Annotated in this window: 20 protein-coding genes; 8 read left to right on the top strand and 12 right to left on the bottom strand. The window is 42.7% G+C overall.

The annotated features are described in order from the left end of the window. Nucleotides 1-8 precede the first annotated feature (8 nt). Nucleotides 9-1,385: a Trk system potassium transporter TrkA gene (gene trkA / locus ACGHEH_RS14395; protein WP_390446482.1), complete on the top strand. Its 1,377-nt coding sequence runs from the start codon at nucleotides 9-11 to the stop codon at nucleotides 1,383-1,385. A 15-nt stretch (nucleotides 1,386-1,400) separates the two neighbouring features. On the opposite strand, the gene ACGHEH_RS14390 is transcribed toward trkA, so the two are convergent. The 5 genes from ACGHEH_RS14390 to ACGHEH_RS14370 all read right to left on the bottom strand — a co-directional run bounded on the left by ACGHEH_RS14390 (nucleotide 1,401) and on the right by ACGHEH_RS14370 (nucleotide 7,932). After that, nucleotides 1,401-2,090, bottom strand: a complete 690-nt coding sequence (locus ACGHEH_RS14390; RefSeq protein ID WP_390446480.1) for a flagellar brake domain-containing protein — start codon at nucleotides 2,088-2,090, stop codon at nucleotides 1,401-1,403. Nucleotides 2,091-2,205: 115 nt separating this feature from the next. Continuing rightward, on the bottom strand, nucleotides 2,206-3,657 hold the full coding sequence (locus tag ACGHEH_RS14385) for a TrkH family potassium uptake protein (RefSeq protein ID WP_058028291.1): 1,452 nt from the start codon (nucleotides 3,655-3,657) through the stop codon (nucleotides 2,206-2,208). A 52-nt stretch (nucleotides 3,658-3,709) separates the two neighbouring features. After that, complete coding sequence (locus ACGHEH_RS14380) at nucleotides 3,710-4,324, bottom strand: YigZ family protein (RefSeq protein WP_390446478.1); 615 nt, start codon at nucleotides 4,322-4,324, stop codon at nucleotides 3,710-3,712. Between the two features lie 307 nt (nucleotides 4,325-4,631). Continuing rightward, on the bottom strand, nucleotides 4,632-5,954 hold the full coding sequence (gene pepQ / locus ACGHEH_RS14375; RefSeq protein WP_390446476.1) for a Xaa-Pro dipeptidase: 1,323 nt from the start codon (nucleotides 5,952-5,954) through the stop codon (nucleotides 4,632-4,634). A 91-nt stretch (nucleotides 5,955-6,045) separates the two neighbouring features. Then, complete coding sequence (locus ACGHEH_RS14370) at nucleotides 6,046-7,932, bottom strand: transglycosylase SLT domain-containing protein (protein ID WP_390446474.1); 1,887 nt, start codon at nucleotides 7,930-7,932, stop codon at nucleotides 6,046-6,048. Nucleotides 7,933-8,296: 364 nt separating this feature from the next. Between ACGHEH_RS14370 and fadB the strand changes: the two genes are divergently transcribed. From fadB to tusA, 3 genes are all read left to right on the top strand, one after another. Next, on the top strand, nucleotides 8,297-10,459 hold the full coding sequence (gene fadB / locus ACGHEH_RS14365; RefSeq protein ID WP_390446472.1) for a fatty acid oxidation complex subunit alpha FadB: 2,163 nt from the start codon (nucleotides 8,297-8,299) through the stop codon (nucleotides 10,457-10,459). Nucleotides 10,460-10,466: 7 nt separating this feature from the next. After that, on the top strand, nucleotides 10,467-11,633 hold the full coding sequence (fadA, locus tag ACGHEH_RS14360; protein WP_058031497.1) for an acetyl-CoA C-acyltransferase FadA: 1,167 nt from the start codon (nucleotides 10,467-10,469) through the stop codon (nucleotides 11,631-11,633). A 272-nt stretch (nucleotides 11,634-11,905) separates the two neighbouring features. Beyond that, nucleotides 11,906-12,145, top strand: coding sequence for a sulfurtransferase TusA (gene tusA / locus ACGHEH_RS14355; protein WP_058028286.1), 240 nt, complete (start codon nucleotides 11,906-11,908; stop codon nucleotides 12,143-12,145). Between the two features lie 33 nt (nucleotides 12,146-12,178). On the opposite strand, the gene ACGHEH_RS14350 is transcribed toward tusA, so the two are convergent. From ACGHEH_RS14350 to dnaA, 7 genes are all read right to left on the bottom strand, one after another. Then, nucleotides 12,179-12,619, bottom strand: coding sequence for a hypothetical protein (locus ACGHEH_RS14350; protein ID WP_390446470.1), 441 nt, complete (start codon nucleotides 12,617-12,619; stop codon nucleotides 12,179-12,181). A gap of 183 nt (nucleotides 12,620-12,802) precedes the next feature. Next, on the bottom strand, nucleotides 12,803-14,872 hold the full coding sequence (gene glyS, locus ACGHEH_RS14345) for a glycine--tRNA ligase subunit beta (protein WP_390446468.1): 2,070 nt from the start codon (nucleotides 14,870-14,872) through the stop codon (nucleotides 12,803-12,805). A gap of 2 nt (nucleotides 14,873-14,874) precedes the next feature. Beyond that, the gene (gene glyQ, locus ACGHEH_RS14340) at nucleotides 14,875-15,774 is read right to left on the bottom strand and encodes a glycine--tRNA ligase subunit alpha (RefSeq protein ID WP_390446466.1); all 900 of its coding nucleotides are present in this window, start codon (nucleotides 15,772-15,774) and stop codon (nucleotides 14,875-14,877) included. 178 nt (nucleotides 15,775-15,952) lie between these two features. Continuing rightward, complete coding sequence (gene gyrB, locus ACGHEH_RS14335) at nucleotides 15,953-18,376, bottom strand: DNA topoisomerase (ATP-hydrolyzing) subunit B (protein ID WP_390446464.1); 2,424 nt, start codon at nucleotides 18,374-18,376, stop codon at nucleotides 15,953-15,955. A 15-nt stretch (nucleotides 18,377-18,391) separates the two neighbouring features. Continuing rightward, nucleotides 18,392-19,477: a DNA replication/repair protein RecF gene (recF, locus tag ACGHEH_RS14330; protein WP_390446462.1), complete on the bottom strand. Its 1,086-nt coding sequence runs from the start codon at nucleotides 19,475-19,477 to the stop codon at nucleotides 18,392-18,394. A 3-nt stretch (nucleotides 19,478-19,480) separates the two neighbouring features. After that, nucleotides 19,481-20,584, bottom strand: coding sequence for a DNA polymerase III subunit beta (dnaN, locus tag ACGHEH_RS14325; RefSeq protein WP_130254917.1), 1,104 nt, complete (start codon nucleotides 20,582-20,584; stop codon nucleotides 19,481-19,483). 19 nt (nucleotides 20,585-20,603) lie between these two features. Continuing rightward, nucleotides 20,604-21,932 (bottom strand): chromosomal replication initiator protein DnaA, encoded by a 1,329-nt coding sequence (dnaA, locus tag ACGHEH_RS14320; protein ID WP_390446517.1) that lies wholly within the window; start codon nucleotides 21,930-21,932, stop codon nucleotides 20,604-20,606. A gap of 621 nt (nucleotides 21,933-22,553) precedes the next feature. Between dnaA and rpmH the strand changes: the two genes are divergently transcribed. From rpmH to yidC, 4 genes are all read left to right on the top strand, one after another. Then, nucleotides 22,554-22,688, top strand: a complete 135-nt coding sequence (gene rpmH, locus ACGHEH_RS14315) for a 50S ribosomal protein L34 (RefSeq protein ID WP_008488847.1) — start codon at nucleotides 22,554-22,556, stop codon at nucleotides 22,686-22,688. Between the two features lie 6 nt (nucleotides 22,689-22,694). After that, entirely contained in the window at nucleotides 22,695-23,123 is a 429-nt protein-coding gene (gene rnpA / locus ACGHEH_RS14310; RefSeq protein WP_058031496.1) for a ribonuclease P protein component, read from the top strand. An 81-nt stretch (nucleotides 23,124-23,204) separates the two neighbouring features. Continuing rightward, nucleotides 23,205-23,498: a membrane protein insertion efficiency factor YidD gene (gene yidD, locus ACGHEH_RS14305; protein ID WP_390446460.1), complete on the top strand. Its 294-nt coding sequence runs from the start codon at nucleotides 23,205-23,207 to the stop codon at nucleotides 23,496-23,498. Nucleotides 23,499-23,506: 8 nt separating this feature from the next. Beyond that, entirely contained in the window at nucleotides 23,507-25,192 is a 1,686-nt protein-coding gene (gene yidC / locus ACGHEH_RS14300; RefSeq protein ID WP_390446458.1) for a membrane protein insertase YidC, read from the top strand. Nucleotides 25,193-25,217: the final 25 nt, after the last annotated feature.

The raw sequence follows: 25,217 nt of genomic DNA, 5'->3' as shown, positions 1-25,217 counted from the left end.
ATCACACTATGAAGATCATCATTTTAGGCGCCGGACAAGTTGGCGGCACCCTAGCAGAAAACCTTGTGGGTGAACAAAACGAAATCACCGTAGTTGATATAGACGGCGATCGTTTACGAGAGCTACAAGATAAATATGACTTACAAGGGGTTGCAGGTCACAGCGCACACCCTGATGTACTTCGCCAAGCAGGTGCCGAAGATGCCGATATGATCATCGCGGTGACCAGTTCGGATGAAGTTAACATGGTTGCTTGTCAGGTCGCCTACAGTATCTTCAATACACCAACAAAGATTGCTCGGATCCGCTCTGAGCAATATTTGAAGTATCGTGAGAAGCTATTCCATAACGACGACTTACCCGTAGATCACTACATTGCGCCAGAACAGTTGGTGACCAAATACATTCGTCGCTTGATTGATTACCCCGGTGCATTACAAGTACTTCAATTTGGTGATGGCATGCTGTCACTGGTTGCTGTAAAAGCATATTACGGTGGTCTGCTAGTGGGCTATGCGCTATCAGCATTGAAAGAGCATATTCCAAATGTTGATACTCGCGTTGCGGCGATTTACCGCCAAGGCAAAGCCATTAAGCCTCTGGGTACCACGGTCATTGAAGCTGATGATGAAATCTTCTTCCTTGCCGCAACCAAACACATTCGCGCGGTAATGAATGAGCTGCAAAAGCTGGAGCAATCTTATAAAAAGATCATGATTGCCGGTGGGGGTAATATCGGTGCGGGTCTTGCGCGCTCGCTTGAGAAAAACCACAGCGTGAAACTGATCGAACGTAATCAAGCACGCGCCACTGAGCTTTCAGAAATGCTCGACAATACTGTAGTGTTCTGTGGTGACGCTTCAGATCAAGAACTACTTTCTGAAGAGCATATTGAACAAGTTGACGTGTTCATCGCGGTTACCAATGATGATGAAGCCAATATTATGGCTGCCATGTTGGCAAAACGTATGGGCGCACAGAAAACTATGGTACTGATCCAACGTGGTGCTTATGTTGATTTAGTCCAAGGTGGTGAGATTGATATTGCTATCTCACCTCAACAAGCAACCATATCTGCGCTACTCACCCATGTTCGTCGTGGTGATATCGTCAACGTATATTCATTACGCAAAGGGGCCGCTGAAGCCATAGAAGCGGTTGCGCATGGTGATGAAAACACCTCAAAAGTAGTGGGCCGTGCTATCAGCGATATTAAGCTACCTGTTGGTACTACCATTGGTGCCATTGTGCGTAATGATGAAGTGCTGATTGCCCATGATGACACTGTGATTATATCTGGCGACCATGTCATCATGTTCTTAATCGATAAAAAGCAAATTGGTGTAGTCGAAAAGCTATTCCAAGTAAGCGCGCTATTCGTTTAGATTCAACCTATGACGTTAGTCTTTTTGTTCGGCTTGTAACACTGACAGGTCGATCAAATACTCTTTCATTATGGCTTCCATAAAAGTCTGATCGTTCTTCAATTTTATTCCCAGCATGACTAAAGCTTCTTTTTGTTTCACTCGGCAAATCTCACCATTAAGTTTAAATTGCTGGTTTTGTTTACCCTCAAGTAAAATTTCACAGTCTCGTTCTTTTAAATCAGTATTAGGACAGACGTCATCACTGTGCAAATCAAACTGAAGACCCGACAAAGAAATATCCTTTATCACGCCAATCTCAGAGTGGTCACTAGTCTGAAATACTGCTGGGATTAAAGTGGGAATACGAACTTGTTCACGGAGTTGATAACTTTGTACTACGCGAGGTAGAAATAAAAAGATAAGCTTAGTCGGATGTGTTGTTACGGCTTTAATCATGCTTTTGAAAGCAATGATTTGGCCATCGCCTTGCTCGAGTACTGCGCGCACCACGACGTACGTGCCCTCTTTGACATAATCAAGTGCTGCACCTAAACGTTGTGCAGACGGGTAATTCAAAATGATATATTGCCTTGACATATAACCGACGAATTCCGTTTTTGAACGTTTTGAGCCTGCCGGCATGATCACTTCAATATCTATCATGCTTCCTGTTGGCAGCTGAGAAATAATAGATACATCTACACTGGTTTGTGACTTTAACATCTTTGATCTTTACAACTTGTAGTCAGAACAAGTGTCCCTTTTATTTTTGTTATCCCTGTTTATATCGACCGTATACTGAAGACTTTACCCTACTGTACTAGATTTTAGTCAAGCCTTAACCTCGCCAAAATGTCGGTGTAAATAACACCAGAAGCGTGAATATTTCTAAACGACCAAATACCATGGCTAACGTTAAGATCCATTTAGCTGAATCGGTAATATCGCCATAATGTGCAGCCACATCACCTAACCCTGGGCCTAAATTATTTAAACACGCAGCGGTCGCTGAGAACGCTGTTATGTTGTCCATACCCGTACCTAACAAGGCAATCATGATAATAACGAACACTAGGGCATAAGCCGAGAAAAAGCCCCATACAGCTTCAACCACTTTGTCTGGCAGTGCTTTACGACCTAGTTTAATAGAGTAAATAGCACGAGGGTGAACCAAACGATTTAGTTCTCGTACACCTTGAAGATACAGTAGGAACACACGTACCACCTTCATGCCACCACCAGTCGAGCCCGCGCAACCACCAATAAAGCTTGAGAAGATGAGTAAGATAGGCAGAAACAGAGGCCAAGCAGAGAAGTTATCCGTCGCAAAGCCAGCTGTTGTACTGATAGAAACGGCTTGGAACAAAGCCTGATCTAGGGTTTCATCTCCATCGGCATACACTTGATTTGACGATAAAACAGCAAAGCAAATGACGACCAAAGCAAGCTGTATAAATAAGAACACTTTAAATTCCGGATCGCGTAAGTAAACACGAACATTTCGACTCGACACCGCCGCATAATGCAGTGAGAAGTTCACCGCAGCAATAATCAAAAACACCACACAGATGAGGTTAATCAAAGGGCTGTCAAAGTAACCCATGGATGCGTCATACGTCGAGAAGCCGCCAATCGCAATAGTTGAGAAAGCATGGCATAGCGCATCGAAAAAGTTCATGCCCGCCAACCAATATGCCAAAGTACAAGCTAACGTTAAAGCCACATAAATATACCAAAGGTGCTTAGCCGTATCTGCGATCCGCGGTGTCATTTTCGAGTCTTTCACTGGCCCCGGCGTTTCTGCACGATATAACTGCATGCCACCGACACCTAGCATTGGCAGAACAGCAACCGCTAGTACGATGATACCCATCCCCCCTAGCCACTGCAGTTGCTGACGGTAAAACAATACCGACTTGGGCAAGGTTTCAATGCCTGTTAAAACGGTTGCACCGGTGGTGGTTAAGCCTGAAAACGCTTCAAATACAGAATCAGCCAAGGAGAGGTTGGGTGTTTGTAAGAAGATAAGCGGTAAGGAGGCGAACGACCCCAGTACCAGCCAAAATAACACCACTATCAAGAAGCCTTCTCTGGCTTTCAAATCTCCTTTTTGATGGCGGTTAGGATAATACGCCAACATACCCATTATAATACTGAACACAAACGCCAGTACGAATGGTACACCCCCACCATCTTTATAAATCAGCGAAACCAGTGCAGGCGGCACCATGGTGATACTAAATAAGGCCACCAGCTGGCCAAGAATTTTTATTATGGTACGAAATTGCATGCTGCGTTACGCTTCAAAAATAAGAATGACAGAGTGTTATTACTTGATTGTCTTACTCTTTACAGACTAACTCAACCACTCCATGGGTTAAATCAAAAATTTCTTGCTGTGCTTGTTCGACTTGTCGACTATCAATGCTGACTTGCCAATTCACCGCTGAGTCATAGCTTTTATCCAGCTGCAAAATAGTGAAATGGGTATTTAGATACTGCTCGATAATTCCCTGCAGCGCATAATCAGAGCGCCCTATCAGCTCAGTTGCAGGCACTTTCAATGTGGTTTTTAGTACCTCTAGGGCATTGTTTAGCGTGCCGCCATAAGCACGCACTAAACCGCCCGTGCCCAGTTTAATGCCGCCAAAATAACGGGTTGTCACTGCGGTTATTTCACCAAGTCCAGAGCCAATAAGCACATTCAACATTGGTTTACCCGCAGTGCCATTGGGTTCGCCATCATCCGAGAAACCATAAACATGACTGCCCCCGGGCTCCCCTGCCACATGTGCCCAACAATTATGTCTGGCATCTGGGTAGTCATCGTTGATCTTCTGAATAAAGGCTTTCGCAGACTTAATGGTTGGCGTATGCGCAATATGCACTAAAAAAGTGCTCTTCTTAATTTCTTCATGATGACTAATGGGTTCGCTCGGAATATAGAATTCTGACATAAAGTTGGGGGTCCAGTATTTATACCAATCCTCAATAATACTTAATCATTTTGAGGGATTAAAGCTGCCGCTAACCGCGTTAAAAATTTCTCATTTAGAATAACTAAATAGCAAAATTTTCGCCTTGCCTACATGGATGTAGGTACCTCGGCGATAGCAGGACGCGTGAGCGGCGTTATCGACAAACTTTCCTTGCCTCAAAATAGATCACTTAATTAAGAGGATTGGTATTAGATTCTTTAATAAAAAACGGGAAGCAACTGCTTCCCGTTAGTGTAACGAATTTCGTTTCAATGCGTCGACTTAATTAGTCTAAGTCTAAATCACGCGTCATATTCTCTAGACGATCTTCATGCACTATGATGTTGTCTTCGATACGAATACCACCATATGGCTTGAATGCGTCAACCTTTTCCCAATTAATGTATTGGTTGTTATCCGTCTTCGCTAAATCACCGAGTAGTGAATCGATGAAGTATAAACCTGGCTCGATAGTGAACACTTGGTTTGCTTCAATCTTACGTGTGCAACGTAAGAATGGATGGCCTTCAGGTGGCGCTTGGTGCGTGCCTGCTTCATCAGCCATGAAACCACCCATGTCATGCACTTGCAGACCTAAATGGTGACCTAAACCATGTGGGAAGAATGTTGATGTAATGCCTTTAGCCACAATGTCATCTGCCGCTAGGTTTACAATCTTAAATTCCGCTAAGGTTTGTGCAATGCGCTGATGACAATCACTATGTAACTCACCGTAAAGCTTACCCACTTGCAAACCTTTACCCAGTGCAATTTGGTGATCGTTCAGAACTTTAATTAGCTCAGCAAATTCACCCTTTCTTTCAAAATCATACGTACGGGTAATATCAGACGCGTAACCGTTAAAGTTTGCGCCTGCATCAATTAAGAAAGATAAATGCTTAGCAGGTGCTTTACGGTCAAAATGCGTGTAGTGCAAGATTGCACAGTTTTCATTAAGCGCCACAATGTTGCCATATGGCGTATCATTTTCCATATGCTGCGTGGCGTTTAGGTAAGCTTGTTGAATAGCAAACTCTGAGCCACCAGCATAAAACGTATCACGTGCCGCTTTATGACCTAACACAGCTAGACGGTTTGCTTCACGTAGACAAGTTAATTCATATTGCGTTTTGTAAGCACGGTGGAAGTGCAAGTAGTTCATTACCGGCTCAGGGTTTACATTGGTAAAACCTAATGCCTGTGCCACTTCTAAGTACTCACCAATGTAAGCGAACTTTTCTTTGTCGTATGGTAGATACTTTTCTACCTGATCTGGCTGCAATAATAACTGGATATCAAAATACTCAGCCCAGAAGTCACTCGGCTCATCAGGCACTTTATGCCAGAAATCAACCGGACGATAAAAAATGAGTTTAGGCTTATCTTCACCGTTTACCACAATCCAACAATGTGGATTATCGATCACAGGTAACCAAGCTTTAAACTGAGGGTTCACCTTAAACGGATAATACATGTCATCTAAAAACTGGCGCTTTGCCTGTCCAGAGTGGATCACTAAGCCATCTAAGCCTTCTCGCTCAATAATGGTTTTGGTGCGCTGCTGCAATGTTGCAATATGCTCAGCGTATAAATGTGCTAATTGTTCCATGGTGTACCCATTTCGTTTAGTTTTTCATTTTGCCAGTCTAGCATAAGGCCAGAAATGCAATCCAGCCAACACGCTGGATTGCGATGACACATTATTTCTCTATTTTCATATCCAAGATTGGGGCCAATATATTGCCCTCTCGACCCAACTTAGTGTGATAAACCTGACGATATGCCATCACGTTTTTCACATAATTTCGGGTTTCTTTAAATGGAATGAGCTCTATCCAAAGCTCAGCTGGCATGCCTTGCTCGGGTAACCAGCGCTTAATTCGATGATACCCCGCGTTATAAGAAGCCGTAGCTAAAATCTCATTGCCACCATTCTTTTTCTTTAAATACTCTAAGTAATCAGTGCCTAAACGAATATTGGTGGCCGGTTTATAAAGCTGACGCTTTGAAACTTTTTGCTTGCTAACGTATCGAGCCGTACTCGGTAATAATTGCATTAAGCCATGGGCGTTAGCATGAGACACCGCATCTGGTGCAAACGAGCTCTCTCTACGAGAGATAGCAATACTCCACGCCACATCAACATGATTACGCTTACTGTAACGGGTGAATAACTCCTCAAAGGCCATTGGGAATCGTAGGTCGACATAATTCCACGCTTTAATCTCAGCTAAAGTTCGGATAGCACTGTCATACCACTCAAGATCTGCAGCGAGTAACGACGCTGCCAGTTTTTCAGCATTACTAGAGGTATTAGTCAGATAATTCCACTCTCTGCGTGCAGAAGTAAAACGATCAAGCTCATAAAGGGCTTTCGCTCTTAAAAAGCCCGGCGCCTGAGACACCTTATCAATGATGGGTTGTGGTACATCGAGGGTTTGATTATTCAACGACACCGGCATATTCAAACGTGCCGCGGCTAAAAAGCCATAATAATCACGCTTTAATGCCAGAGGCTGCCATAACTGTTGTGCTTGTTCAGGCTCACCACGCTGATTGTAACTATAAGCAAGCCAGTATTGCTGGCCATTACTTAAGTTCTTCATCCCTGTAAATAAAGCCACGATCCCCGCCCAATCTTGCTCTTTGAGCATGTTGGCCATCATCCACTGGCGCAGCTTAGTATCTTGTAATTCTTCAGGTACTTTATTTAGCCAAAAGCGTGCATCATCATGCCCTTTTGATGCCAAAGCCAATGCAAAGCGATATGCTACCGCATCTTTTTGCGCTTGGCTGAATGTAAACATACCTTGTAGTTTGTCCCATGCTCTTAGCGCAAGCTTTTGGTCTCGCCAAATTAGACGCTTCACACCATAAACCGCAATTTCAGCCTCTTTGCTTGAACGCTTCTTATAACGGTATAAACCCGCAGAGGCACTTGGGTCACGCCTTACAGCTTTATATAAATCAGCTAAGTAAGCTTCTTTTTTAGGGAGCAACGTTTTTAAGTAAGGCAACAACGCAACTTGCCCGCCCTGTGCCGCTTTAGTGATACGCTGCCAGACCAAAGCTTGTGTCATGCGCCCGTCTTTACGCCAAATTCTAAATAACTTATCGCACGCTTTAGGCTGAGATTTGCCGACCGTCCAAAGTGCATCAACTTGATCAAGCAATTGCGCTTTCGGTGCGCCTAAATCAATCTGATACTGTAAATAGCGGCAGTGTAATTCGGCATTACTGGTGGGCTGGTAATACTCAACAAAGAGCGCTTTTTTTCCACGACGCTGCAAATACTCTAGCCAGCTCTTGCGCACCGGCCACTCTAACGGCGTGTTATCGTAGACACTTAAATAATGGCTGATGTCTTGCTGGTATTTAAGACGAGGGTAACGTTTATAAAACGCCAGCTCGGCATACGGTTTGAGCGGATGTTCTAAGTCGTTGATCGCCGCTTTAAACGCTTTATAGTTACCTGAACGTGCAACTTTTTCTGCATCTTTAAATGCTTGATGATCATTGCTCGCAGAAGAAAACCAGCTAAATGCGCCAAGGCTGGTAGCGGCAATGGTCATGATCCAAGATTTCATAATGACCTTTACACTTTAAATTTTAAATTAATGAATGAGATAAGTATTAATACATTCATCTTGCCTAAGCTTGGCTATCTCTAAGATGAATAAATGTACTCAAGGGCATTGGTTCTACGCACAAATAACACACCAATAAAAAACACACACTAAGTTTGCACATCAACGGTAATCAAGACCAAACGCCATTAAGATAAAAATGACTTGAGCATGGTGTCACTCAACCACCTTAGCAGCTCAACTGCAAATTTTTAAGGCAGGCGTAAACCTGGGGTAAATTTTTCATTGCAATTTTAATTTAAAGGGTCCAAACTGAGTAAATTAACAACTCATCGTACCAGTGTAATAACACGGGAGAACAAGCATGTTATACAAGAGCGAGTCCTTTGTAGTTGATTTTTACAAAGGCAATATCGCTGAGTTCAAGTTTTGTATGCCAGGTTCGGTAAACAAACTCTCTCAGCAAACCCTACAAGAATGTGGCAAAGCATTTGCCGAACTTAGCCAACGCGATGATATCGCGGCGATGGTTTTCACCAGTGACAAAGACCATTTCATCATCGGCGCCGACATTTTTGAATTCTTACCGACTTTCCAACGCCCAGAAGAAGAACTCGTTGGTTGGATCAAGTCAGCAACAGATGTTTTCGATGCCATTGAAGACTTACCATTCCCAACTGCATCTGCTATTGATGGCCTTGCACTCGGCGGTGGGTGTGAATGGTTACTTGCTACGGATTATCGTATCGCAAGTCAAAAAGCAAAAATTGGCCTACCAGAAGTTAAATTAGGGATCATGCCTGGTTTTGGCGGTACGGTACGCTTACCACGTATTATTGGTGCTGATAATGCCATGACGTGGATCACCACAGGTAAAGAAAACCGTGCAGCAGACGCATTGAAAGTCGGTGCGGTAGACGGTGTGGTTGCAAAAGAAAAATTAGTAGAAGCAGCAGTAAAAACCCTTGAGCAAGCTGTAGCGGGCAAACTTGATTGGCGTGCAAAGCGTCAACTAAAACTTGACCCACTGAAACTAAACCGTGTTGAGCAAGGCATGAGCTTCGCAATGGCTGAAGGCCTAGTAATGGGTAAAACCAAAGGTCACTATCCTGCACCTGTAATGGCTGTAAGAACGATTAAAGCCGCTGCGAATGCAAAGCGCGATGAAGCCATGGCCATTGAAAATGCCAACTTCGCAAAGCTGGCTAAAACAGCAGAAGCGGCCGCGCAAACGGGTATCTTCTTAGCTGACCAATACATCAAAGGTGTGGCAAAGAAGCAAGCTAAGCAATCTTCTACTGAGATTAAACAAGCCGCAGTACTAGGTGCAGGTATTATGGGTGGCGGTATCGCTTACCAATCTGCTTATAAAGGCACGCCGATTGTCATGAAAGACATCAACCAAGCGGCCCTTGATCTAGGCATGAATGAAGCAGCAACGCTACTTGGTAAAAAAGTAGAACGCGGTCACATGAAGCTAGACAAGATGGTTGGCACGCTAGGTAAGATCAAGCCAACACTGAATGATGCTGATTTAGCTGGCTCTGACATTGTGGTTGAAGCCGTTGTTGAGCACCCACAAGTGAAGAAAACGGTGCTTGCTGGTCTTGAAAAGCAATTACCTGAAGGCACTATTTTAACCTCGAACACATCGACAATCCGCATTGATGAACTGGCTGAAGCATTAGAAAAGCCAGAGCACTTCTGTGGTATGCACTTTTTCAACCCAGTGCCAAAAATGCCGCTTGTTGAGATCATTCGTGGTGAAAAGACCTCAGATGAAACAGTTGCTGCCGTAGTTGATTACGCATTAAAACTTGGCAAGTCACCTATCGTTGTAAACGATTGCCCGGGTTTCTTTGTTAACCGTGTACTTTTCCCTTACTTTGCAGGTTTCAGCAAACTCGTTGTTGAAGGCGCTGACTTTACTAAAGTTGATAAGGTCATGGAAAACGTATTTGGTTGGCCTATGGGCCCAGCATATCTACTAGACGTTGTCGGTATCGATACAGCTAACCATTGTACGGGCGTGATGGCGGATGGCTTCCCTACTCGTATGGCTCGCCAAGATAAAGATCCAGTTGCGGTACTTGCTAATGCCGAACGTTTTGGTCAGAAGAACCAAAAAGGTTTCTACCAATATGCCCCAGATCGTCGCGGTCGCCTTAAGAAAACTAAAGACGCTGATGCAGTTGCACTATTAAGTAGTATTTGTGACTCTGCAACTGAGTTTGATAAACAAACCATCATTGAGCGTTGTATGGTGCCAATGATTAACGAAGTTCTACTTTGCTTACAAGAAGGTATTGTCGCTTCTCCACAAGAAGCAGATATGGCGCTTATTTACGGTATTGGCTTCCCTCCATTCAGAGGCGGTGCATTCCGTTATCTAGATCAAATTGGTCTAGCTAATTTTGTTGCTATGGCTGACAAGTATGCACATCTAGGTGAAATTTACCAAGTATCAGAACAGACACGTCAATGGGCGACTGAAGGTAAAGTATTCTATGCCGTGGAGGGCCAATAACATGACTATGCAAAATGCAGTAATCGTTGATTGTCTTCGTACGCCAATGGGCCGCTCTAAAAACGGTGTGTTCAAACACCGTCGCGCAGAAGACTTAAGTGCACACCTAATGAAAGGTATTCTTGAGCGTAACCCACAAGTTGATCCAGCAAGCATCGACGACATCTACTGGGGTTGTGTTCAGCAAACTCTTGAGCAAGGCTTTAATGTAGCGCGTAATGCAGCACTGCTTGCTGGTATTCCTCACACAGTGCCAGCGGTTACCGTTAACCGTTTATGTGGCTCATCAATGCAGGCACTGCATGATGCAGCACGCGCAATCATGACAGGTGCTGGTGACACTTACCTTATCGGTGGTGTTGAGCATATGGGTCATGTACCTATGACACACGGTGTTGATTTCCACCCAGGCTTATCAACTTCAGTGGCACAAGCTGCTGGCTCAATGGGTTTAACGGCCGAGTACCTTGCAACGATTCATGGTATCAGCCGTGAGCAACAAGATGCATTCGCGGTACGTTCACACCAACGTGCACATGCTGCGACCGTTGAAGGTCGTTTCGCTCGTGAGATTTTACCAACTGAAGGTCACGATGATGATGGCGTGCCAGTATTAGTAGAAAACGACGAAGTAATTCGTCCAGAGACAACACTTGAAGGTTTATCGCAACTTCGCCCTGTTTTTAACCCAGCTTCAGGTACGGTGACTGCGGGTACTTCATCAGCACTGTCAGATGGTGCATCTGTGATGCTCGTAATGAGTGAAGAGAAAGCCAAAGCACTAGGCTTACCTATTCGTGCCCGTGTTAAGTCAATGGCGGTGGCAGGCTGCGATCCATCAATCATGGGTTACGGTCCGGTTCCTGCGAGTAAGAAAGCACTTAAGCAAGCAGGTATCACCATTGATGATATCGATGTAGCTGAGCTTAACGAAGCATTTGCTGCACAGTCTCTACCTGTATTAAAAGATCTTGGTCTACTTGAAGTGGCAGACGAGAAAGTGAATCTAAATGGTGGTGCGATTGCCCTAGGTCACCCACTGGGTTGTTCGGGTTCACGTATCAGTACGTCACTAATCCACTTGATGGAAGACAAAGGTGCAAAATATGGTTTAGCCACCATGTGCATTGGTTTAGGCCAAGGCATCGCAACGGTGTTTGAGCGCGTAGAATAAGCCCAAACAGCTTACTTAGTAAGTGAGCTGTTAAAGCGCTTGCGCTCATTTCTCTTGTCGAGAAATTATTCAAAACGCAAAACTCAACTTGGTGAACCAGTATTTCAGTCAAGAATGCTGGTACAAAGGCAAAGTGTGAAAACGCTTTGCCTTTTTTCGTTTTGGGTTCTAAATCTCTATAAAGCTCAAATTAGCAGCTTGTGATGGTTTATTTGTCATCGCGCAGTGGGTAAAATATTCGCCCTATTTTCAGCTTGTTTAAGAGAGTCACCATGCCATTTTCTAATCCCGATCATACATTAGATGCAATCGGTCTTCGTTGTCCTGAGCCTGTGATGATGGTACGTGGTGCGGTGAGAAAAATGTCTGATGGTGAAACGTTATTAATTATCGCCGATGACCCATCAACTACCCGAGACATTCCAAGCTTCTGTGAATTTATGGACCATACATTGGTTGCCAAAGAAGTTGAACAAGCACCTTTCCGTTACCTAGTAAAAAAGGGCAAATAAGCCCTTTTTTGTAAAGCATTCGTTCGCTTTAACTTACCCTTTACTCACCATGACCATAGGTGATGCTGAGTTTCGATAATCAAAGGTGATGGTGTACCAGCCCTTTTTACTTGGTGCAAAACTAAAGTAGTTATATACCGTGTCACAGTTCGCTGGTATTGGTTTATTTAATTGCAGTGAGCCTGACGACTGATAACCACAGTTAAAGCCTTTACTCCAGGACTCATCGGCAATTTTAAATTCATACACTTTGCCCGGCGTCATAAACTTTGCGCGTACCGTGTAAATACCCGGTTGTTGTGCGCCCAGTTTATAGTGAGGCTCTGCATCCCATAAGGTGAAATCACCACGCAGATACATGTCTCTATCGAGGGGTTTTACATTAGGCTGAATAGTTTCTTGGCCTGGAACATATACCTGACTCGAACATGCAGAAAGTAATAAAGCCATTAACGCTGCGGATAGTTTTTTCATACTTTTAAATTCCTCTCAGCCATTTCGCTCAGCTTGTTCTGAGCTCTTCTAATTGATGTTCATTAGAATCTAAATAACTGTAAAAGTGCGAAGTATTGTGTAAAAGAATTTATAACTCTCTAACACTAAATGACAAAAAGCCAACCTCATAGGGTTGGCCTTTTAAGTTTTTTATCAGCTCGACTAGTTCTGTAAAACAGAGATATCCGCTGTATTTAAGAACAAGCGACTTAACTGACTTAGCAGTGCTAAACGGTTATTCTTCACCGCTTCATCATCAGCCATTACCATCACGTTATCGAAGAAGTTATCTACCGCTTCACGTAGGCTTGCCAATTGTGTTAATGCACCTTGATAATCGCCAGCTGCGTATACAGGAGCAAGCGCCTCCGTTAACTCTGCAACTTGTGCAGCTAGCACTTTCTCAGCGTCTTCAGCTAATAAAGCGTTATCTACAGCTGCATCACTAGTCACATTATTCTTAGCAAGAATATTATTTACACGCTTATTCGCTGCAGCCAAACTTTCAGCTTCTGCCAATGTACGGAAGTGACTTACCGCTTTAACACGACGGTCGAAATCAGCTGGTGAAGATGGACGACGCGCTAATACTGCTTGGATCACATCAACACTGATACCTTCATCTTGGTACCAAGCGCGGAAACGTCCTAGCATAAATTCGAATACATCTTCAGCCACATTGTCATTACTTAGTTTATCAGCAAATAATTCCTGAGACTTAGCAACAATGTCATGGATGTCTAACTTAAGCTCTTTCTCAACCATGATACGAAGTGCACCGATGGCTGCACGACGAAGTGCAAACGGGTCTTTGTCACCTTTTGGTGCTTGACCAATACCAAAGATACCCACTAACGTGTCGAACTTATCTGCCAATGCAACAGCATAGCTGATAGGATTTGATGGTAAGTTATCACCAGCAAAACGCGGCATATATTGCTCGTTTTGTGCTAGCGCGACTTCTTCTGCCTCGCCGTCAATACGTGCGTAATGCATACCCATTACACCTTGTACGTCAGTGAACTCCATGACCATTTCAGTCATTAGATCTGTTTTACTTAATAGACCTGCACGCTCAGCTAGTGCCTTGTCTGCACCAACTTGCTCAGCGATATAACCAGCTAGCGCCGCAATGCGCTCTGACTTGTCTTTTAAAGTACCAAGCTGCTTTTGGAACAATACGCTACCTAAAGATTCTAGGCGGCTATCAAGGGTTTTCTTTTTATCGGTTTCAAAGAAGAACTGTGCATCAGCTAGACGAGGACGAACAACCTTTTCGTTACCTGAGATAACCACACTTGGATCTTTACTTTCGATGTTAGACACAAATAAGAACTTATTAATTAAGTTGCCTGCTTTGTCTAATAACGGGAAGTACTTTTGGTCGTCCTTCATGGTATAGATAAGTGCTTCGTCAGGCACAGCTAAGAACTCTTCTTCGAATGACGCTGTTAGTGTAACCGGCCACTCAACGAGTGAAGTCACTTCTTCAAGTAGGTCTTCATCCATTGCCACAACCGCGTCAACTTCCGCTGCTGCTTCTTCGATTTGTGCACGAATTTGTGCTTTACGCGCTTCGTAGTCTGCAACAACATAAGCTGACTTAAGCGTTTCGAATACCTCATCAGCATGGTTTACAGTTACACGAGCTGGATGATGGAAACGGTGACCTTGTAGTTCATTACTGATCGCTTTACCTAGTACTTCACCTTGTACTTGTGTGTCACCAAGAAGAGCAGCCACAGTATGCACAGGACGAATAAACTGTGTTTTATTCGCGCCCCAACGCATAGGTTTTGGAATAGGTAATTTAGCCAGCGCTTTATTAATTGCATCAGCAAGTAGCTCTGTAGCCGCTTGACCTTTTACTGTTGCACGGTGAAGTAACCAAGCACCCTTTTCTGTTTCTAGCGTCTCTGCTTCGCTCACTTCGATACCACAACCACGCGCCCAACCCATGGCTGCTTTAGTTGGATTACCGTCCGCATCAAAAGCTGCCTTAGTGGCAGGACCACGCTTTTCTACAACTTTATCTTGTTGTTCAGTCGCAAGCGCTGCAACCTTTAAACCTAAACGACGTGGTGATGCATACCAATTAATGCTATCGAAAGATAACTCTAATGCTTTCAACTCTTCAGTTAGGTTGTCTGCAAACGCCGTCGCTAGTTTGCGCAGTGATTTTGGTGGTAACTCTTCAGTACCAATTTCTACTAATAAATTTTCAGTTGTCATGTTCAGTCCTTACAAAGCGGGAAACCAAGCGCTTCACGCGCTTCATAATATGCCTGTGCACAAGCTTTAGATAATGCGCGTACACGAAGGATATAACGTTGACGCTCTGTTACTGAGATAGCATGACGGGCATCTAATAAATTGAAGGCATGAGATGCTTTCATCACCTGCTCGTATGCTGGCAGTGGTAAACCTGCTGCGATTAGTTTTTCACTTTCTTTCTCACACTGATCAAACTGTGCAAATAAAGCATCAACATTCGCGTGCTCAAAGTTATACGTCGACTGCTCAACTTCGTTCTGATGGAATACATCACCGTACGTGACTTTACCCATTGGGCCATCAGTCCATACTAAGTCATAAATACTATCTACACCTTGTATATACATAGCAAGACGCTCTAGACCGTAAGTAATTTCGCCAGTTACCGGTGCGCATTCTAAGCCGCCCACCTGTTGGAAGTAGGTGAACTGAGTCACCTCCATACCATTTAACCACACTTCCCAACCAAGACCCCAAGCACCTAGTGTTGGTGATTCCCAGTTGTCTTCTACGAAACGAACTTCATGCGTTAACGTATCGATGCCCATCGCAGCTAGAGAGCCTAAATACAGCTCTTGAATATTATCTGGAGATGGCTTTAACACAACTTGAAATTGGTAGTAATGTTGAAGACGGTTTGGGTTCTCACCGTAGCGGCCATCTGTAGGGCGACGACACGGTTGCACATAAGCACTCGACATTGGCTCTGGGCCAATTGATTTTAAGAATGTCAGTGGGTGGAATGTACCCGCGCCTACTTCCATATCAAGTGGCTGAGCGATCACACAGCCTTGCTGTGCCCAGTAATCCTGTAGTGCCAGGATCAAGCCTTGAAAGGTTTTTAAATCGTATTTTTGCATAGTTGGCTTAATTTAATTTGGCTCATTGCGCATAGTGGAGCTCACAGAGTGGCTATTAGCGCAGGGTTTTGTGATTGAAAATTATGCTCAGTATACCGCGTGCTGTGCAGGGTTTTAAGCATCAAACATAAAAAAAGGCGGGAAAACCCGCCTTTTTAAATATTATTTTAGAACTCGATTAAACGTCTAAGTTCACAACACGTAATGCATTGCTTTCGATGAACTCACGACGAGGTTCAACTTGGTCACCCATTAGTGTCGCAAACAATTGGTCAGCTGCAATAGCATCTTCAATGGTTACCTGAAGCATACGACGTGCACCTGGATCCATCGTTGTTTCCCAAAGCTGGTCTGGGTTCATTTCACCCAATCCTTTATAGCGTTGTGTATACAAGCCACGCTTAGATTCACTCACTAACCAATCAAGGCCTGATACAAAGTCAGTAACTGGGTGTGTCTTCTCACCACGTTGCACGTAACCGCTCTCTTCCATCAAGTTCGCCATTTGCTTACCTGTGTTTGCGATACGTAAATAATCTTTAGACGTAATGAAGCTGTAGTCTAGTGTATAAGCTTTATCAACACCATGCTGACGGATCTTAACCACTGGGTAGTACATATGACGCTCTTCGTCGTACGCTACTTCAGCATTAAAGATAGTTGCATCTTCATCTTTTTCTACAAGGTCAGCGACTAAACGTTCTGTCCAGCTAGTTACTTTGTCTTTATCAGATAGATCAGCTTCTGTGATCTCAGGTTGATAGATTAAACGATTCGTTACTGATGCTGGGTATTTACGATTTAATCGCTCTAACACTTCTACCGTTTTCTGATAATCATAAACGATATTTGCTAGTGCATTGCCTTCAATTGCAGCAGCACCTTCAGCTGGATATAAAGCAGCACCATTTAATGCTAATTCTAATAAGTAGCCAGTAAGCGCATTTTCATCTTTAATGTACTGCTCTTGCTTACCTTTCTTCACTTTATAAAGTGGCGGCTGGGCAATATAAACATAACCACGTTCAATGATTTCTGGCATCTGACGGTAGAAGAAGGTCAATAGTAACGTACGAATGTGCGAACCATCGACGTCAGCATCGGTCATTATGATGATACGGTGATAACGCAGCTTTTCTGGGTTGTATTCGTCACGGCCAATGCCACAACCAAGTGCAGTAATAAGCGTTGCAACTTCTTGAGAAGATAGCATCTTATCAAAGCGTGCTTTCTCAACGTTCAGAATTTTACCTTTCAGCGGCAGGATTGCTTGGTTCTTACGGTTACGACCTTGCTTCGCAGAACCACCCGCCGAGTCACCCTCCACTATATATAGTTCAGAAAGTGCTGGGTCTTTTTCTTGGCAATCAGCCAGCTTACCAGGTAAGCCCGCTAAATCCATTGCGCCTTTACGGCGAGTCATTTCACGTGCTTTACGTGCCGCTTCACGCGCACGAGCAGCATCAATGATCTTATTTACTACCGTCTTCGCATCACCCGGGTTTTCTAGTAGATACTCATTAAGTTTTTCAGCCATGGCTTGTTCAACAGCTGACTTAACTTCACTTGATACAAGTTTATCTTTGGTCTGAGAAGAGAACTTTGGATCTGGTACTTTAACACTTACAACAGCTGTTAGGCCTTCACGCGCATCATCACCTGTCGCGTTACTTGCTGTTTTAGCTTTCTTGTTAAAGCCTTCTTTTTCCATGTAGTTGTTCAGCGTACGAGTCAGTGCTGCACGGAAACCCGCTAAGTGAGTACCACCGTCACGCTGAGGAATATTGTTCGTGAAACAGTAGATGTTTTCTTGGAAACCGTCATTCCACTGCATTGATACTTCAACACTAATGCCATCTTCACGTTCAGAAGTGAAGTTGAATACATTCTGATGTACAGGTGTTTTCTTACGGTTTAGATATTCAACGAAAGCTTGAATACCACCTTCATATTTAAAGTGGTCTTGCTTATTATCTTCACGCTCATCAGTCAGGATAATACTTACACCAGAGTTAAGGAATGAAAGTTCACGAAGACGTTTTGCAAGAATATCGTAGTGGAAATTTGTATCAGAAAAAGTTTCAGCACTTGGCCAGAAGCGTAACTCAGTACCTGTAGTTTCAGATTCACCAATCTCCGCTAACGGTGCATCTGGTACACCCATCGTATATTTTTGCTGGTGAAGTTTTCCTTCACGGCGGATTGTAAGTTGTAACTTTTCAGATAGCGCGTTTACTACTGAAACACCTACACCGTGAAGACCACCTGATACTTTATATGAGTTGTCGTCGAATTTACCACCGGCATGAAGCACCGTCATGATAACTTCGGCAGCAGATACACCTTCTTCAGGGTGAATAGAGGTAGGAATACCACGTCCATTATCTCGAACTGATACAGAGCCGTCAGTATGAATAGTTACGAAGATATCATCACAATAGCCAGCTAATGCTTCATCGATAGAGTTATCTACTACTTCGAATACCATATGATGAAGACCAGTGCCATCATCTGTATCCCCTATATACATTCCCGGACGCTTTCTTACCGCATCCAATCCTTTCAGTACTTTAATACTGGACGAATCGTAATTTTCAGACATGGGTTTCTTCCAATTTTATGTTGTTAAACTGCCATGTTTCACGTGGAACATTTTCTTTTCTCTTTGTATTGGTTCCACAACAGCAGAAATACTTTCAGCAGTAATAGCCGTAATAAATAGCTGTGACTGACATAATTTTAATAATTCAGCCACGCTTTTCATCGTTTCTTCCCCTAGCTCTGAGGGCAAGTCATCGATAAGCAAAATTGACTGCTTTTTAGTTTCGGTCTCAATTAAGGTGTTTTGCGTAATCTTTAACGCATACAACAACAGCTTTAACTGACCCCGAGAAAAAATATTTTCTATACTATGACCATTTATATAAAAGCTAAAATCAGCTTTATGCGGTCCTTTACTTGTATAGCCAAGCTTAACGTCACGCTCAAAGTTCGCTTTTAGCGTGCTAGCTAAGTCTTCTTTCCAACCAGCATCATAACGTAATTCTAGGCCAGAAAATATAGGTATTTGACCCACTATTTTATCAAAAAAATACGCATTAAACCTCTCTATATAGGCTTTTCTTGCGATATTTATTTGATCAGCCACCTTAACAAATTCAACGTCCCAGAATTTGATTTGCTCGGCGTAATTATGTGGACGGGATTTAAGGAGTGCGTTGCGTTGCTTCAGAATTTTATTGAACTGACGCCAGGCATTAAAAAAAGATTGTTCCACGTGGAACACACCTAAATCTAAAAACTTTCTACGTTCTTTAGGGCCACCAAAAAACAACTCGTAGCTTTCAGGTGTAATAACTTGCACTGGTAAAAGTTGCGCCAACTCCGAGATTTTTCTACTCGCTTGACCTTGTATTTTAAGCTGTGTTTCACCCTGCTTATTTTTACTAATACCTACAGGTATAGACAAGTTAAGGTGTTGTTTTTTAGCATGAACAATACAAGCGTCTTGTTCGTAGTGAATAAGGAGTTTCTGCTTGTTAGTGCGAAAAGATTTACCGTGAGAAAGAAAATAGATGGCTTCGAGAAGACTGGTTTTTCCACTGCCATTCGCACCATAGATGATATTAATGTCTGCGCTTGGCTGAAAAGATAAAGCCTCAATATTTCGAAAATGATTGAGGCTAATATGATTCAAGCTCATAAACTATAGACGCATTGGCATCACAACATACATTGCATCATCTTGGCTTACGCCCTCAATTAATGCACTTGAGTTTGAGTCAGATAAAGTGAACTGAACATCTTCAGTTTTTAGAGTATTCAACACATCTAAAACATAAGAAACGTTAAAGCCAATTTCTAAGTCATCGCCTTGATAACCCACTTCAACCACTTCTTCTGCCTGTTCTTGTTCAGGATTGTTCGCTGTGATCTTCAATAAACCACTTGATAAATTAAGACGAACACCACGGAACTTTTCATTCGATAAAATAGAAACACGTTGGAATGCACTACGTAACCATTCACGATTTGCAGTTACTAATTTATCACCACCACGTGGTAGTACACGACGATAATCAGGAAAACGGCCATCAACCAATTTACTGGTAAAAGTAAACTCACCATCAATTAAGCGCACATGGTTCGCACCAAACTGAATTGTGATTAGTTCATCGTCAGCAGGCAAAAGGCGCATAATTTCTTGAACACCCTTTCGCGGAATAATTAACTGACGCTGCGTATTTAAAGATTCAGCTAATGGCTGAGCCGCAATTGCTAAACGGTGACCGTCAGTGGCAACGGTTTTAATTTCACTGTTATCCACTTCAAATGACATACCATTTAGATAATAACGGACATCTTGGTTCGCCATTGAGAAATGCGTGCTTTCTAGTAAGCGTCTTAACTCTAAACGGGTCGTCTTGAATTCAACTTCACCATCCCACTGTTCGAGGTTTGGAAAGTCTTCAGCTGCCAACGTCGTTAATGAAAAACGACTTTTCCCACTGGTTAGAAGCACTTGATGCTCTTGCATCGAAAAAGTGAGTTCTGAACCATCAGGTAAGCTTTTACAGATATCGAGTAGCTTCTTAGCCGGCAAAGTCAACTTGGCGTCTTCAGCTGGATTTTCAAGGTGCGAACTTGCAACCAATTCAATCTCTAAATCAGTCCCCGTCATCGCCAACACACCGCCTTTAATTTCTAACAATACATTAGAAAGAATAGGTAGCGTGTGTTTGCGCTCAATGGCACCAGAAACCTGCATTAACGGCTTTAAAAATTGCTCTCTTGAAATTGTAATTTGCATAATAAATTAAGCCCGAAAATTAAGACGACAATGTTCTAATTAAATTTTGATAATCTTCTTTTACCTCATGACTTTCGTCACGAAGTGATTTTACCTTACGACAAGCATGTAACACGGTCGTGTGATCTCGACCACCAAATGCATCACCAATTTCAGGTAAGCTGTGGTTTGTTAATTCTTTAGATAACGCCATAGCCACTTGTCTTGGTCTTGCAACCGAACGACTACGACGTTTAGATAATAGATCAGAAACGCGAATACGATAGTACTCGGCAACAGTACGTTGAATGTTATCGATCGTAACCAACTTATCTTGTAGTGCTAATAAGTCACGCAGTGCTTCTTTTACGAAATCGATAGAAATTGGACGACCTGTGAAGTTTGCATTTGCAATAACACGGTTTAGCGCCCCTTCTAATTCACGTACATTTGAACGCAATTTTTTCGCGATAAAGAAAGCCACTTCATGCGGTAAATTGATATTACTTTGCTGTGCTTTCTTCATCAGGATTGCCACACGCGTTTCAAGTTCAGGTGGCTCAATGGCAATGGTTAACCCCCAACCAAAACGAGATTTTAATCTGTCTTCGACCCCTTCAATTTCTTTTGGGTAACGGTCTGAGGTTAAAATAATTTGCTGGTTACCTTCTAATAAAGCATTAAAGGTATGGAAAAACTCTTCTTGCGAACGCTCTTTGTTTGCGAAAAATTGAATGTCATCGATCATCAAAGCGTCAACGCTGCGGTAATAACGCTTAAACTCTTCAATGGCATTATTTTGTAATGCTTTTACCATATCTTGAACAAAACGCTCAGAGTGCATGTAGACAATTTTGGCATCTTTTTTCTTTTCCATGATGCCATTACCCACCGCGTGTAAAAGGTGAGTTTTACCTAAACCCGTACCACCATATATAAAGACAGGGTTGAACGCATTACCCGGGTTATCGGCAACTTGCGTTGCAGCCGCTTTAGCTAACTGGTTTGATTTACCTTCAACGAAGTTATCAAACGTATAGTTTTCTTTAATATTAGATTTATAACCAGATTTAGGTGCAGGCTCTACTTTTTGATCAGCAACAGGCTGAGCTGTTACTTGAGCTTGTTCGCTGCTAGTCGCTTGAGGTGAGACATTATTACTCTGCTCTGCAGCAGTATTCACTTGAGCGGCCGCAGGAGTGCCAACGTCAAAACGCAACTCAGGCGCTTCATCGCCACAAATTTCAACTAATAACTCATTAATGCGGTTGAGATATTTTTCTCTAACCCAATCTAAAACAAAGCGATTAGGTGCATAAATGGTCAAAGTATCATCGGTACTCTCTGCTTGCAGTGGCCTGACCCACATACTAAATTGCTGAGATGGCAATTCATCTTGCAACACATATAAACAACTTTGCCAAACAGACAGATACACGCTGAACAACTCCAATGGGTTAATATTCCCGTACATCGTAAAGAGTACGAGAATTGATTAATTATTATCACAAAATATAAGCGGAAGCCGGGTATTATGAATTGATCTTATCCACAACTTCAATATTGACTTTTGCAAAAACTAGGATCTTGTTGATAAAAATAATTAAACAACTGTTTTTTAAGAGTTTTTATTTTAGATCCGAGCAATAGATCATAACAAAAAACGACCAAGATCACACGTAATAATTGTGATCAAATTAAGTTTTCCCAAGCTTTTGTTCAGATTGACCCCAAGACCTGTGGAAAACCCAAATAAGATCAGATCCTTTAAGATCTGCTATCCTTTTTATCTCGATCACGGGTATAATGCAGCCGCTTTTATATAGGGCCAATCAAGTTGATTACTTTTACAACTATTTTGCCCTGTAAATGAGATTATCATTGACTTTCGTCGTCCTCGGCATTAAAATCTCGCGCTCGCAATGGCACCTGTGCCAGGATCGCGACCTGCATAGGATGTTTTAACCTTAACCGATCGGATGGAATTGTTATGAAAAGAACTTTTCAACCTAGCGTATTAAAGCGTAAGCGTACTCACGGTTTCCGTGCACGTATGGCTACTGCTAACGGCCGTAAAGTTTTAGCACGTCGTCGTGCTAAAGGTCGTAAAGTACTTTCTGCTTAATCATTAGTGGAAAGCTTTAGCTTTGGCAGGGAGTTACGTCTGTTAACTCCCTCGCACTACTCCCGCATATTCAATGAACCTGCTCGTGCAGCAACACCCTTCTTTACTTTATTAGCTAAACCAAATGAAGCTGGTCAACCAAGACTAGGTCTAACGGTTGCTAAAAAACGTTGTAAACTAGCTGTTCAAAGAAACCGCATTAAACGCCTTGCCCGTGAGAGCTTTCGTTTAAATCAACATAAACTTGATAACATCGATATTGTCTTGATGGTTAAATCTGGTGTTGATGAACAATCAAATGAAGAGCTAACAAAACAGCTTAATAAACTTTGGTTAAAAATAAATGAACGTTGTAAGCCAGGTGCACCAAAACCTAAACCTTACAAAAAGCGTCCTTATAAAGGTAAGAAACCAGCTAAAACTCAGCAAAAGTAGTGTATTAAACTTCTGCTGAATAGCTTTACCCCCCTATTTAAGGTATCTTTAGCTCACCTTTTAAACATTCAATGCGTGACCATGGCACAAGCTAGAAAAAAGTTGACCCTTGCATGGCTATTAACCCTGCCGAAACTTGCTTTAATTGTGCTAATTAAAGGCTATCAAAATTTTATTAGCCCGTTACTTGGTTCTCACTGTCGCTTTAATCCAACATGCTCCAGTTATGCAATTCAGGCAATTAATTGTCATGGATCGATAAAAGGGAGTTGGTTAGCGCTCAAACGCATATTAAAATGTCACCCTTTAAGCGCAGGTGGGGATGACCCCGTACCTGAGAAGTCCAACAAAGTTAAACACCAACACGAGAAATAAGAGCTGTTATGGAATCACAACGCACGTTTTTATTTATCGGTTTATTGCTTGTGTCGTTTTTATTGTTCCAAGAGTGGAATAATGAAAAACTTCAAGCGAATGCCGATACCAGTGCCACTACACAACAAGTCACTGCACCTTCTTCATCAATCGCGCAAGATGATGATGTGCCAGCATCAACTCAAAACGATGTACCAGCCGCAGTTACTAAAGCAGTTCGTTCAGTTATCACAGTTAAAACTGACGTACTAGATGTAAAAATTGACACCAAAGGCGGTGATGTTGTTGAAGCGAAGTTATTACAACACGCAGAAACACATGGCAGCGATACTCCTTTCCTATTGTTAGGTGAATTTGAAGGCCGCCAATATATTTCACAAAGCGGTTTAATTGGCTTACATGGTCCGGATGCAAACCCTGAAGGTCGCCCTGTTTACACCGCGCCACAAAAAGCGTATGAACTATCAGGCGATGAGTTACGTGTACCACTGACTTTTGTTGATAACAAAGGTGTTCAGTACACAAAAACCTATGTATTTAAAGCAGGTAAGTATGATGTTGCACTGGAATACACAGTCAACAACACCACTGCTGACCCAATCCAAGTCCAGCTTTACACGCAAGTTAAGCGCACTGTGCAACCAAAAGGCAGCATGGTTGACCAAACTTACTTAGGCGCAACGTATGGTACCTCTGAAGAGCCTTACGAAAAGTATAGCTTCGAAGATATGGCTGAAGCGAACTTAAGCAAAAACACACAAGGTGGTTATATTGCTTTCATTCAGCACTACTTCTTAAGTGCTTGGGTACCAGACCAAACCGTAAACAACACGGTTTATACATTACTGCGTAATAACCAAGGTATTATTGGTATTAAAGGCGAAGCGGTAAATGTACAAGCAAACAGCACGACCAACATTAACTCAACTTTCTATATGGGTCCAAAAGATGGTGATTCACTTGAAGCCATCCATGAAGACCTAGATTTAGCGGTAGACTTTGGTTGGTTATGGTTTATTTCTCAGCCACTATTAGATTTACTAAAATTCATTTACTCTGGTGAAGGGTCATTCTTAGGGCTATTTGATGTTGACCTTGGTGGAGTTGGAAACTGGGGTTTAGCCATCATCGCTATCACTATTTTAGTTAAGATGGCACTTTATCCTCTGACTAAAGCGCAGTACACGTCTATGGCTAAGATGCGTGCTCTACAACCTAAAATGATGCAATTAAAAGAGCGCTATGGTGATGACCGTCAAAAGATGGGTCAAGCCACTATGGAGCTTTACCGCAAAGAGAAAGTAAACCCTATGGGTGGTTGTTTGCCGCTATTACTGCAAATGCCAATTTTCTTAGCGCTATTCTATGTATTCCTAGAGTCACCTGAATTACGTCATGCTGAATTCATGTTCTGGCTAACAGACCTATCTGCAAAAGACCCATACTACGTATTACCGATTCTATTTGGTGCAAGTATGTTCTTAACGCAGAAACTGCAACCAATGACAGTGACTGATCCTATGCAACAAAAGATGATGACGTACATGCCAATCGTATTTACGTTCTTCTTCATCTTATTCCCATTCCCATCAGGTCTAGTACTTTACTGGTTAGTATCTAACTTGATCACCATTGCACAGATGCTTTACATCTACCGTGGGATGGAAAAACAAGGGATCAAAGTTCGCGACTAATCGCCGACTTTAAACACTTCAAAAC

It is taken from the genome of Pseudoalteromonas sp. MTN2-4, from assembly GCF_042848605.1.
Taxonomy (GTDB): Bacteria; Pseudomonadota; Gammaproteobacteria; order Enterobacterales; family Alteromonadaceae; genus Pseudoalteromonas.
The sequence above is the reverse complement of the archived record's forward strand: the minus strand, read 5'-3'. Positions and strand labels throughout refer to the sequence as shown.